11 protein-coding genes and 1 pseudogene are annotated in these 12866 nt (G+C 52.0%); 4 read left to right on the top strand and 8 right to left on the bottom strand.

Going from position 1 to position 12866, the window contains the following annotated elements; all coding sequences use genetic code 11:
- Positions 1-13: 13 nt before the first annotated feature.
- Complete coding sequence (gene zur / locus HP572_RS00285) at positions 14-523, top strand: zinc uptake transcriptional repressor Zur (RefSeq protein WP_040032639.1); 510 nt, start codon at positions 14-16, stop codon at positions 521-523.
- Between the two features lie 55 nt (positions 524-578).
- On the opposite strand, the gene HP572_RS00280 is transcribed toward zur, so the two are convergent.
- The 3 genes from HP572_RS00280 to HP572_RS00270 form a co-directional block, all read right to left on the bottom strand.
- A complete protein-coding gene (locus tag HP572_RS00280; RefSeq protein WP_010282913.1) occupies positions 579-788 on the bottom strand; it encodes a CsbD family protein in 210 nt (69 codons plus the stop codon).
- A gap of 458 nt (positions 789-1246) precedes the next feature.
- Positions 1247-1855, bottom strand: a complete 609-nt coding sequence (lexA, locus tag HP572_RS00275; protein ID WP_010282910.1) for a transcriptional repressor LexA — start codon at positions 1853-1855, stop codon at positions 1247-1249.
- Positions 1856-1965: 110 nt separating this feature from the next.
- Positions 1966-2331 (bottom strand): diacylglycerol kinase, encoded by a 366-nt coding sequence (locus tag HP572_RS00270; protein ID WP_039282393.1) that lies wholly within the window; start codon positions 2329-2331, stop codon positions 1966-1968.
- A gap of 127 nt (positions 2332-2458) precedes the next feature.
- Here HP572_RS00270 and plsB point away from each other — a divergent pair, with 127 nt between their 5' ends.
- On the top strand, positions 2459-4936 hold the full coding sequence (gene plsB / locus HP572_RS00265; RefSeq protein ID WP_240584460.1) for a glycerol-3-phosphate 1-O-acyltransferase PlsB: 2478 nt from the start codon (positions 2459-2461) through the stop codon (positions 4934-4936).
- A gap of 138 nt (positions 4937-5074) precedes the next feature.
- On the opposite strand, the gene ubiA is transcribed toward plsB, so the two are convergent.
- From ubiA to HP572_RS00240, 5 genes and pseudogenes are all read right to left on the bottom strand, one after another.
- On the bottom strand, positions 5075-5938 hold the full coding sequence (ubiA, locus tag HP572_RS00260) for a 4-hydroxybenzoate octaprenyltransferase (RefSeq protein ID WP_240584459.1): 864 nt from the start codon (positions 5936-5938) through the stop codon (positions 5075-5077).
- A gap of 34 nt (positions 5939-5972) precedes the next feature.
- Positions 5973-6482, bottom strand: coding sequence for a chorismate lyase (ubiC, locus tag HP572_RS00255; protein ID WP_039282400.1), 510 nt, complete (start codon positions 6480-6482; stop codon positions 5973-5975).
- 263 nt (positions 6483-6745) lie between these two features.
- Positions 6746-8394, bottom strand: a pseudogene (gene groL, locus HP572_RS00250) (chaperonin GroEL).
- A 45-nt stretch (positions 8395-8439) separates the two neighbouring features.
- Positions 8440-8733 (bottom strand): co-chaperone GroES, encoded by a 294-nt coding sequence (locus HP572_RS00245; protein WP_005971295.1) that lies wholly within the window; start codon positions 8731-8733, stop codon positions 8440-8442.
- 253 nt (positions 8734-8986) lie between these two features.
- Entirely contained in the window at positions 8987-9469 is a 483-nt protein-coding gene (locus tag HP572_RS00240; RefSeq protein WP_010282891.1) for an FxsA family protein, read from the bottom strand.
- Positions 9470-9992: 523 nt separating this feature from the next.
- Here HP572_RS00240 and aspA point away from each other — a divergent pair.
- Positions 9993-11432 carry an aspartate ammonia-lyase gene (gene aspA / locus HP572_RS00235; RefSeq protein WP_039279303.1) on the top strand — a complete coding sequence of 480 codons (1440 nt, stop codon included), beginning with the start codon at positions 9993-9995 and terminating at the stop codon, positions 11430-11432.
- A 118-nt stretch (positions 11433-11550) separates the two neighbouring features.
- Complete coding sequence (locus HP572_RS00230) at positions 11551-12852, top strand: anaerobic C4-dicarboxylate transporter (RefSeq protein WP_010286407.1); 1302 nt, start codon at positions 11551-11553, stop codon at positions 12850-12852.
- The last annotated feature ends 14 nt before the right edge of the window (positions 12853-12866 follow it).

Here is a 12866-nt window from a genome sequence, read left to right as displayed (position 1 = left end):
GGGTGATATGACAATGGATTCAACCAAACAGGACAAACTTCTTGCCCAGGCTGAACAGATTTGTCAGCAGCGCGCTGTGCGTCTCACGCCACAGCGGTTAGAGGTTTTACGCCTTATGGCACAGCAGTCCGGTGCTATCAGCGCTTATGACCTGCTGGACCTGCTGCGCGTTTCCGAACCTCAGGCGAAGCCGCCGACTGTCTATCGCGCGCTGGATTTTCTGCTGGAACAAGGCTTCATTCACCGCGTCGAATCCAACAACAGCTACGTGCTCTGCCACCATATCGAAGACCACAGTCACACGTCTGCCCTTTTCATCTGCGACCGCTGCGGGCAGGTTACAGAACGTCAAACCGAAGGTGTGGAAGAAACGCTGCGTAGTCTGGCGCAACAGTCGGGATTTACGCTGCGTCACAGCGTGGTGGAAGCACACGGCTTGTGTGGAGGCTGTCAGGAAGTTGCATCATGCAAGCAGCCGGACCATTGCGGTCACGACCATACCGTTCCGATTAAAAAACGATAGCCCAAGGGCTATCGTTTTTTCTGTGGGGATACATCACCTTGGTGACCAGTGATAGCTACCAATGATATTTGTGGTGCTCTTCCCAGTGTTTCACTTCTTTCTCTGCCGCTTCTTTTTCGTACCCGTAACGCTCCTGGATTCTCCCCACCAGTTGGTCACGTTTACCTTCGATGACCGTCAGATCGTCATCCGTTAATTTGCCCCATTGCTCTTTCGCTTTACCTTTAAACTGTTTCCAGTTACCGCTGGCTTGGTCTTTATTCATAAGAATCTCCGTACCTTAGGTGAATTTCGCATAAAAAATCGTAACTACCGACGTATGCGTCAGTTTCAGATAAATAGATGTATTCAGTAAGCAGCATCATAACTCTGTGAACCATGACGGTGCTCTTCGCCACTGTCTCCCTTGATTACCGGGCTATCAAAATGTGATGGCTAATACTCGATCGTCAAACTGATCTATCGCCACACAATCAAGATAAAAATGCTTACCTTGATAAAAATTATAGTCGAATATTTTACTTTGAATGAAAAATCAGGAATCTGTAACTGGAACGAGCATTGATAAAGGGAAAATAACCGCAAAAAGCGGTGAAAAAACAGGAGGTAATGGGATAGTAGAAAACGCACGCGAAATGTAACTAAATGTATATGGTTAGCAGATTAACAAACAGAACATGATGCACTGACCCAGACAAACGAGCAGTGCATCTCTGCGAATGGTTAGCTCCAGTCGCTGTTACGAATCACGCCAACCGCTAAGCCTTCTATCGAAAAGCTTTGCTGACGCAGATCGACAACAATCGGGGCAAACTCTTCATTTTCAGCGAGGAGGTGTACCGTATTGCCCTGCTTTTTCAGGCGCTTCACCGTCACCTCATCGTCAATACGCGCGACGACAATCTGACCGTTGCGCACATCTTCTGTTTTATGCACGGCCAGTAAATCACCATCCATAATACCGATATCTTTCATCGACATGCCGCTCACCCGCAGCAAAAAATCAGCGCTAGGTTTGAACATCGCAGGGTCAACCTGATAGTGACACTCGATATGTTCCTGTGCCAGCAGGGGTTCACCTGCGGCCACGCGGCCAACCAGAGGAATACCCGTCTCTTCTTCCATTAGCAGACGAATACCACGAGACGCGCCCGATACAATCTCAATCACGCCTTTACGCGCCAGCGCTTTCAGATGCTCTTCAGCCGCATTAGGAGAGCGAAACCCCAGCTGTTGAGCAATTTCCGCGCGCGTTGGCGGCATTCCGGTTTGCGCAATATGATCGCGGATCAGGTCATAAACCTGCTGCTGCCTTGCTGTTAATACTTTCATTCCGCCCCCTGGTTGTTTATACAGTCTTGCTGTGAGTATATACAGGTAAGCCACAATTGGGAATGGAGATCTCGGCAAAGCCCCTGACTTTTACTCATTTATGCGCGCCGTCAGGCAAAATGTTGCCAGAGGATGCTGCCCCAGACGACAGCGGCTAACAGGATGGCAACAAAGACAGCCGCCGAGCCAATATCTTTCGCCCGACCGGATAATTCGTGGTGCTCGAGACCAATGCGATCAACCACGGCTTCAATGGCGCTATTGGCCAGCTCAAACAGCATAATCAGTACCACAGACCCGATAAGCAGCAGTTTTTCGACCAGCGTAACCGGCAGTAAACACGCGATAATGACGCCGACAAGGGTCAGTATCGTTTCCTGACGAAATGCCGCCTCATGCTGCCACGCCTGCTTCAACCCCTTAAAGGAATAACCGGTCGCTTTAATGATCCGGGTCATCCCCGTTGCTTTATTCATTTATCCTCCGCTATTTATGCAAAATAGTTCGCATTTTAACGCGCTTACGTTGTCTCATCACCACAGATCTCCGGCGCAGTTTCTGGTATCCTTGCGGCGCATTGCTAACAAGAGGCTCCATGTTGTTATGTCAGGTTGGCGTAAAATTTACTATAAATTATTGAATCTCCCACTGAAACTGTTGGTGAAGAGCAAAGTTATTCCCGCAGATCCGGTGGTCGAGCTAGGGTTAGATCCCTCACGTCCTATACTCTATGTTCTGCCTTATAACTCTCAGGCGGATCTCTTGACGCTACGTGCGAAATGCCTGGCATTGGGGCTACCCGATCCCTCGCAGTCGTTCGAATTCAATGGCGTCGAACTTCCTAGCCACGTCTTTATTAATGACGGGCCGCGCGTCTTCCGCTATTACGTTCCCAAACAGAAATCCGTCAAGCTGTTTCACGACTATCTGGATCTGCATCGTGCCAATCCAGATTTAGACGTACAGATGGTGCCAGTTTCTGTGATGTTTGGGCGCTCTCCGGGTCGGGAAGGCCACACTCAGGCCACACCGCATCTGCGCTTGCTCAACGGCATTGAGAAATTCTTCGCCGTCCTGTGGCTAGGCCGCGACAGCTTTGTCCGCTTCTCCAGCCCGGTGTCGCTACGTTATATGGCGACCGAGCATGGTACTGACAAAACCATAGCCCACAAACTGGCGCGTGTCGCACGTATGCACTTCTCTCGCCAACGTTTGGCGGCAGTTGGGCCACGTTTGCCGGTGCGTCAGGAGCTATTTAACAAGCTGCTGGATTCCAAAGCGATCAAGAAAGCCGTAGACGATGAGGCGCGCAGTAAGAAGATTTCTACTGAGAAAGCGCAGCAGAACGCTATTGCGCTAATGGAAGAAATCGCCGCTGACTTCTCCTACGAAGCCGTGCGTCTGTCGGATCGCGTATTAAGCTGGACGTGGAACCGCCTTTATCAGGGGATTAACGTCCACAACGCCGAACGCGTTCGTCAGTTGGCGCAGGATGGCCACGGCATTGTCTATGTGCCCTGCCACCGCAGCCACATGGATTATCTGCTGCTGTCCTACGTCCTGTACCATCAAGGCTTAGTGCCACCGCACATCGCCGCCGGTATCAACCTGAATTTCTGGCCAGCAGGTCCTATCTTCCGCCGTCTTGGCGCGTTCTTTATTCGCCGTACCTTCAAAGGCAACAAGCTGTATTCCACGATTTTCCGTGAATATCTGGGTGAGCTGTTTGCCCGCGGTTATTCGGTTGAATACTTCATGGAAGGCGGGCGCTCACGCACGGGCCGGCTGTTAGAGCCAAAAACCGGTACGCTGGCGATGACCATTCAGGCCATGCTGAGAGGCGGTACGCGCCCCATCACGCTGGTACCGATTTATGTCGGTTACGAGCACGTGATGGAAGTCGGCACCTATGCGAAAGAGCTGCGCGGTGCGGTGAAGGAAAAAGAAGGCTTTATGCAGATGGTGCGCGGTTTGCGCAAACTGCGTAATCTCGGCCAAGGGTACGTGAACTTCGGTGAACCACTCCCGCTGACAACTTACCTGAACCAGCATGTTCCGCAATGGCGTGATGCGATCGATCCTATTGAGGCACAGCGCCCAAGCTGGCTAACGCCGACGGTGCAGGATATCTCTATGGATATCATGGTGCGTATCAACAATTCTGCGGCAGCAAACGCAATGAACCTGTGCTCTACGGCTTTATTAGCCTCGCGCCAGCGTTCACTAACGCGCGAACAAATGCACGAACAGCTGGATTGCTACCTCCAGCTGCTGCGCCAGGTGCCTTATCACAAAGATATTACGGCACCGAAGAAGACAGCGGATGAACTGCTGGAACACGCGCTGGGCATGAACAAGTTTGAAGTCGAGAAGGATAGCATTGGCGATATCATCATTCTGCCGCGCGAGCAGGCGGTACTGATGACGTACTACCGCAATAACATCCAGCACCTGTTGGTCTTGCCGTCGCTGATCGCCAGCATCGTCATCCACCATCGCCGGATTACGCTTGCCGAAGTCGTACGACAGATCGCGCTGATCTATCCGCTGCTGCAAGCGGAGCTGTTCCTGCACTATTCCAAAGAGCAGTTGCCAGGCGTTCTGGAAACGCTGGCTAATGAACTGATTCGACAAGAGCTGCTGTGCAGCCGTGACGGTCAATTAGCCATCAATCCGCCACGTATCCGTACGCTGCAACTGCTGTCAGCAGGCGTGCGTGAAACGCTGCAACGCTATGCGATCACACTATCCTTGCTGTGTGCGAACCCAGAGATCAACCGTGGGACGCTGGAGAAAGAAAGCCGGAACATGGCGCAGCGCCTGTCCGTCCTGCACGGTATCAACGCGCCGGAATTCTTTGATAAAGCGGTGTTCTCAACGCTGGTCGCGACCTTACGTACAGAAGGATATATCACCGACAGCGCGGAAACGGCGCAAAGCGATATCGTGGCAATCTACAACATCCTCGGCGATCTAATCACCCCGGAAGTGCGGTTGACTATCGAAAGCGCCAGCTCACCAGCTGAAATGGAAGCCGCCAGTCAGCCGGTAGAAAAGGTCGAAGAAACAAAACAGGATTAACCGGACAATTACGGGAAAATGGCGGACGACGCGCCGCCATCAAGCCGTGAATACGTTTGTTATAACAAACACGTCTGAGCTTCCACCATAAAAAAAGCAGCGGGAAATCGCTGCTTTTTTTGTTTCTGTCAGTTCGACCTATAGGCCAAACAGCACGCCAATGAATATCGCCATACCCGCGTATTTATTATTGTGAAAGGCTTTGAAACAGGCATCACGCTCGCGCTCAGCGGTCAGGATTTGCTGATAAACAAACATCCCCGCAGCCACCAGTAGAGAAATAGTGTATGGCGTTCCTAATCCGGTAGTGATGCCCAAAGCCAGCAGCAACGCCAGCATACTGAACTGCAGTAACCCGATGATGATATTGTCAAAACGGCCAAACAGAATCGCCGTGGATTTCACGCCGATCTTCAGGTCGTCATCACGATCCACCATCGCATATTGGGTATCGTAGGCGACCGTCCAGCAAATATACGCTACAAACATCATCCAGCAGCTCGCTGGCAGGCTTTCACTCACCGCCGCGTAAGCCATCGGGATTGACCAGCCAAACGCCGCGCCCAGCACAAACTGAGGAAGATGGCTGACCCGTTTCATGAACGGATAGACCCATGCCAGACCCAGCCCCGCAACGGACAGCCAGATCGTCATCTTATTCAGCGTCAGCACCAAGCCAAACGCCAGCAAGACCAGCACGACAAACAGCACTTTGGCAGCTCGCTCGCTCACTTCGCCGCTAGGCAACGGGCGAGAAGCAGTACGTTTTACATGGCCGTCAAAATGGCGATCGGCATAATCATTGATGACGCAGCCCGCCGCACGCATCAAGAAAACGCCAGCGACAAAAACAAACAGCGTCCACGGTGCAGGCGCTCCCCCACCCGCTAGCCACAGCGCCCATAGCGTTGGCCACAGCAGCAACAGAGAACCTATCGGTTTATCAATTCGCATCAAGCGACAATAAGCCAGCCATTTCCCTGCTGTAACACTTCTTTCCAAGGATTTATCTCCTCAAATTACCTACCAACCTTCATCACCGGCTGAAATAAATCGGTGATTCCGGTAAGAAAAGCTCAGTCAACAGTAACGGATAACCAGAGACACACAGGCGGGAACGCCGCGCCCATAAGCCTTCACTGCATCCGGTATGGATATAGTCACGCGTCAGCGCCTTTTGTCCAAACAGGTAGCGGCCTAGCGGCTGATTGCCTATTTTCGTCAGGGCTGAATCCGTGCCGTCGAGCGTCTGTTGCGGAACAATGGTACGGCCAAAAAGCCAGGGACGATCGTCACCATACAGCACCACTTCACGCAGCCAGTAACGCTCACTGTAAGGCAGCTGTTCGCGCTCTTCGCCCAGCGCCTGTGGCGTAATGAATTTCTCACTGCACAGGATGGTCTTCAGTTGGGCACAATATTTTTCAAGTCGCCGCGTCATGGAGCCGGTTTCCATCAGCCAGTCACCAATGTGCTCAGGTAATACCGAAGGGGGCTCAGTAAACCAGGAAATAGAACGCAGAAGCGTAGACGCATCGTCAGACATTGTCCCTACTCCGAACAGGGTTGTTTTGAATAAAAAGGTATTCGTAAATAAAGTAACGCCGCCATTGTAGCGCAGAATGCTTCCCCCGATAACAGGCTATAAACGCATTCATCAACGATACGGCAACATTTCAGCAATGCCGCGCATAAAAAAAGCACCACCCAGTCTCGCGACCAGATAGTGCTCTTTAAAGGACAGAAAGACGTGCTTCTGTAACCTGACTCCCGTTGCCGGAAAATCGCTCCGGCAACAAGGGGGTCACATTACATCATGCCGCCCATACCACCCATGCCGCCCATACCACCAGCGCCACCTAAGTCAGGTGCATCGCTTTTCGGCAGGTCGGTAACCATACATTCGGTGGTGATCATCAGGCCCGCAACAGAAGCCGCGAACTGCAGCGCAGAACGGGTGACTTTGGTTGGATCCAGAATACCGAAGTCGATCATGTTGCCGTATTCTTCAGTTGCTGCGTTGTAACCGTAGTTACCTTCGCCCGCTTTAACGCTGTTCGCAACGACAGATGGCTCTTCGCCAGCGTTGGAAACGATCTGACGCAGTGGCGCTTCCATCGCGCGCAGCGCAACTTTGATACCCACGTTCTGCTCTTCGTTTTGAGCAGTCAGAGAAGCCAGTTTGGCTGCAACGCGAACCAGCGCCACACCACCACCAGCAACCACGCCTTCTTCTACCGCGGCGCGAGTCGCAGCCAGGGCATCTTCAACGCGTGCTTTCTTCTCTTTCATTTCAACTTCAGTCGCTGCGCCAACTTTGATGACAGCTACGCCGCCAGCCAGTTTAGCCACACGCTCTTGCAGTTTTTCTTTGTCGTAATCAGACGTTGCTTCTTCAACCTGCTGACGGATCTGAGCAACACGGCCCTGGATCGCAGCTTCTTCACCCGTACCATCGATGATGGTGGTGGTGTCTTTGTTGATCACAACGCGTTTTGCCTGACCCAGATCTTCCAGCGTCGCTTTTTCCAGCTCCAGACCGATCTCTTCAGAGATAACGGTACCGCCAGTCAGCGTAGCGATGTCTTGCAGCATTGCTTTACGACGGTCGCCGAAGCCCGGTGCTTTCACCGCAGCAACTTTCACGATGCCACGCATGGTGTTAACCACCAGCGTTGCCAGCGCTTCGCCTTCAACATCTTCAGCAACGATAACCAGCGGTTTGCCAGCTTTCGCTACGGCTTCCAGTACTGGCAACATTTCGCGGATGTTGGAGATTTTTTTGTCAGCCAGCAGGATGAACGGGCTTTCCAGTTCTACAGCACCGGTTTCCGGCTTGTTGATGAAGTACGGAGACAGGTAGCCACGGTCGAACTGCATACCTTCAACCACGTCCAGCTCGTCTTGCAGACCGGTAGACCTTCTTCAACGGTGATCACGCCTTCTTTACCGACTTTATCCATAGCTTCGGCAATCATTTTGCCTACGGTTTCGTCGGAGTTAGCAGAGATGGTACCAACCTGAGCGATAGCTTTAGAGTCAGAGCACGGTACAGACAGTGCTTTCAGCTCTTCAACAGCGGCGATAACGGCTTTATCGATACCGCGCTTCAGATCCATCGGGTTCATGCCCGCTGCAACAGCTTTCAGGCCTTCAGTGATGATAGCCTGCGCCAATACGGTTGCGGTCGTGGTGCCGTCGCCTGCTGCGTCATTCGCTTTAGAGGCAACTTCTTTCACCATCTGTGCGCCCATGTTCTCGAACTTGTCTTCCAGCTCGATTTCACGCGCAACAGATACGCCGTCTTTAGTAATGGTCGGTGCACCGAAGGATTTATCCAACACGACATTACGGCCTTTCGGGCCCAGGGTAACCTTCACTGCATCAGCCAGTACATTTACGCCGCGCAGCATTTTTACGCGAGCGTCATTACCGAATTTTACGTCTTTAGCTGCCATGGTCTATTTCCCTCAAATTCTTTCAGTTCAGATGATTACGCGCAATTACGCTTCAACAATTGCCAGAATGTCGCTTTCAGACATGATCAACACTTCTTCGTTATCAATCTTCTCTGCTTTCACGCCATAGCCATCATTGAAAATAACGATGTCGCCAACTTTCACATCCAGCGGCTTCACTTCGCCATTTTCCAGGATACGTCCGTGACCTACGGCCAGAACTTCACCACGGGTAGATTTACCAGCAGCGGAACCAGTCAGTACGATACCGCCAGCAGATTTTGACTCAACTTCTTTGCGCTTGACGATCACGCGGTCATGCAATGGACGAATATTCATTGATAGCTCTCCTTTGAGAAAGTCCATATCGGTTTAGGATAAACGCCGACTATGTCTTCATAACAACTATGTTTCATAACGATTATGCTTTTCATAATCGGCCTTGTGGTGTTCTAAGTGGGGGCGTTTCACCGCCCTTCAAGGGAAAAAATTCATTTTTTTTGCGTTAGGCGTCTGCCTATCGCTGGCACCTGATAAAAAATAAGGATTATCAATATGATAATCCTTATCTGCTTTTCAATTCGTCTTGACGTTAACGGTTGTCACTATCGTCACGGTGTTCAATATTTGCGCGCCCGCCATCCTTGCGCTGGTATTCACCTTCAAAGGTGTTACCGCCGGAAGACGATGCGCCGGGGCCAGCTCCAGGACCAGAACGCCAAACGTGCAGGTGAGGCATCAGCTTGAGCGTCAGTCTTTTCTGCACCGGTGGCAGCAGTAACAGCAGCCCCAGAAAGTCAGTCAGGAAGCCCGGAATCAGCAGCAGGAAGCCTGCCAGCACCAGTGAAACGCTTTTTACCATCTCGGCCGCCGGGCTTTCACCTGCCGCCATTTTCTGCTGCATCTGCACCAGCGTTTTCATCCCCTGATTACGCACCAGCGAGACGCCCACGCAGGACGTGAAGACAACCAGCAGCAGGGTCATGGCGACGCCAAGCACCTCAGCCACCTGAATAAACAGCGATATCTCGATGTAAGCCAAAAGAAAAATAAGTAATAACGGTAACCAGCGCACCCGGTACTCCTGTGTGTTTTACGCGTACTGTTTTAATAAAAACGTCTGTTAATAAGAACGTGTTAAGCCATCGCTATTGAAAACCCAGTACGCCTTACTACCCATCGGATTTACTACCAATGGATTAGGTAAAATGCGCGCCTGCTCTGCGATCCGGCACATCATGATTTACTGAAGTGGGTACGACTTTGCGCATTTTCAAGCCGCCGCCCTACGATTATTGTTCTAAAATAGTGACTCGTGACTACAGTCACAGTTCATTTACCATCGTGGTAGAGAACGCCAGTATAGTGATCTAAACACCTGTTTTTCGCTGTCGTAACGACATATCCTCACGGCAATGGATTCATGGTTGGTCAAACATCCCGAGACTATTGCCGAGATAAGACGCTTTATCCGAGACCACATTGTTTTTCAAGATAATGACTTTTCGAGATAAGGGTTTTTCGAGATAACGCCGCCCGACACACCAGCCCACAACGTCTAGTTGCATCACTAGTCGCACAACAGGATAAGCACTCTCATGTCAGAAAACATCCGTATTGAAGAAGACCTGTTAGGCACCCGAGAAGTTCCCGCAGACGCGTATTATGGCGTTCACACGCTGCGCGCTGTCGAGAATTTCTATATCAGTAACAATAAAATCAGTGACATACCCGAGTTCGTGCGCGGCATGGTCATGGTGAAGAAAGCCGCGGCCTTGGCGAACAGAGAGCTGCAAACTATCCCGAAAAAAATCGCCGACGTCATCATCCGCGCCTGCGATGAAGTGCTGAATAACGGCAAATGCATGGATCAGTTCCCGGTAGATGTCTATCAAGGGGGCGCTGGCACGTCGGTCAACATGAATACCAACGAAGTATTAGCCAATATTGGTCTGGAGCTGATGGGCCACCAGAAAGGCGAATACCAGTATCTGAACCCCAACGATCACCTGAACAAATGCCAGTCCACCAATGATGCCTACCCCACCGGATTTCGTATCGCGGTCTACGCGGCCGTCCTGAAACTGACAGAGGCGATAGCGAAGTTGAGCGATGGCTTCGAACGCAAAGCCAAAGAATTTGAAGACGTACTGAAAATGGGCCGCACCCAGTTGCAGGACGCCGTGCCGATGACGCTCGGTCAGGAATTTCATGCATTTAACGTGCTGTTACAGGAAGAAATCAAAAACCTGCTGCGCACGTCGGAACTGCTGCTTGAAGTCAATTTGGGCGCAACTGCAATCGGTACGCGCCTGAATACGCCAGACGGCTATCAGCAACTGGCGGTGCAGCGTCTGGCGGAAGTCAGCGGTCTGCCGTGCGTGCCAGCAGAAGATTTGATCGAAGCCACGTCAGACTGTGGTGCCTATGTGATGGTGCACAGCTCGCTGAAGCGGCTGGCCGTAAAGCTGTCTAAGATCTGTAATGACCTGCGTTTACTCTCTTCTGGCCCCCGCGCTGGCCTGAATGAAATCAATCTGCCGGAACTGCAAGCAGGTTCCTCAATCATGCCCGCCAAGGTGAATCCGGTCGTGCCGGAAGTCGTCAATCAGGTGTGCTTCAAGGTCATCGGTAACGACACTTGCGTCACGATGGCGTCAGAAGCCGGGCAATTGCAGTTAAACGTGATGGAACCGGTTATTGGCCAGGCGATGTTTGAATCGACCCACATTCTGACCAACGCCTGCTACAACCTGCTGGAGAAATGCGTCAACGGCATCACCGCCAACAAGAGCGTCTGCGAAGCCTATGTCTTCAACTCCATCGGGATTGTGACGTACCTGAACCCGTTCATCGGCCACCACAACGGCGATATCGTCGGCAGAATCTGCGCGGAAACGGGGAAAAGCGTGCGTGAAGTCGTACTGGAGCGCGGCCTGCTGACCGAAGCCGAACTGGATGACATTTTCTCCATCCAGAACCTGATGCATCCGGCGTACAAAGCCAAACGCTACACCGATGAAAACGAGCTTCCTTAACACCAACACCTAATACCCACAGGCACGTCCGTTCACGAAGAACAGCGTGCCTTTATTTTTTGCCGCCTACGGCCATAAGAATAAGTTATGAATTTTTTATTAATTAAGGAGCATAGTCATGCTTGGTCTTGAGTTACTGATCGTTCTGCTTGCCATCTATTTGGGAGCACGACTGGGAGGCATCGGCATTGGTTTCGCCGGTGGCCTGGGAGTGCTTGTTCTTACGCTGGGGTTTCAGATAAAGCCCGGCGTGATCCCTTTTGATGTCATTGAAATTATCATGGCCGTTATCGCTGCCATCGCCGCGATGCAGGTGGCGGGCGGAATGGATTATCTGGTCAGTCTGGCGGAGAAACTGCTGCGTAAGCACCCGAAATACGTGACTTTTCTCGCCCCGCTGGTCACCTACTTCATGACGATTCTGGCCGGAACCGGACACACCGCGTTTTCCACCCTGCCGGTTATCGCCGAAGTCGCCAAAGAGCAGGGTATCCGCCCTTCTCGTCCGCTTTCGATTGCCGTCGTTGCCTCGCAAATCGCCATTACCGCGTCGCCAATCTCGGCGGCGGTGGTGTTTGTCGCGGGTATTCTTGAGCCGCACGGGGTCAGCTATCTTCTTCTGTTAGGCATCTGTATTCCTACCACGCTCGCTGCCATCCTGCTGACGGCAATTGTGACCAACTTCCTGGGTAAAGAGCTGAAAGACGATCCGATTTATCAGGAACGTCTGAAAAAAGGCGAAACCACGCTGCGCGGTAATAGCCAGCATGAAATCAAACCGGGCGCCAAACTTTCCGTGATGCTATTTCTGATCGGCATCGTCGCTGTCGTGCTGTATGCCACGGCGATCAGCGGCACGGTTGGGCTGATTCAGAATCCGGTTCTGCCACGTAACGAAGCGATTGTGGTCTTTATGCTGACGATCGCCACGCTGATTTGCATCACCTGCAAAATCGACACCGCGCGCATCCTCTCTGCCAGCACGTTTAAGTCCGGCATGAGCGCCTGTATCTGCGTGATGGGAGTGGCCTGGCTGGGCGATACCTTTGTTAAAGCGCACATTTCCGATATTCAGGATACCGCTGGTGCGCTGCTGCAAAGCTACCCGTGGATGCTGGCCGTCGTGCTGTTCTTTGCCGCGACGCTGCTTTACTCACAGGCGGCAACGGCAAAAGCGCTGATGCCTGCTGCGCTGCTGTTGGGCGTGTCTCCGGTCACGGCCGTGGCGTCTTTTGCTGCCGTTTCCGCTCTGTTCGTTCTGCCGACTTATCCGACTCTATTGGCCGCCGTGGAGATGGACGACACCGGCTCAACGCGCATCGGCAAGTTTGTGTTTAACCACTCCTTCCTGATTCCGGGCGTGATGGCGATTACGCTGTCGGTGATATTTGGCTTTATCCTCGGCAGCATCCTGATCTAAACATTGCCTTTCAG

Origin of the sequence: Pectobacterium sp. PL64 (assembly GCF_022477975.1) — a bacterium.
GTDB classification, from domain to species: domain Bacteria; phylum Pseudomonadota; class Gammaproteobacteria; order Enterobacterales; family Enterobacteriaceae; genus Pectobacterium; species Pectobacterium jejuense.
The sequence above is the reverse complement of the archived record's forward strand: the minus strand, read 5'-3'. Positions and strand labels throughout refer to the sequence as shown.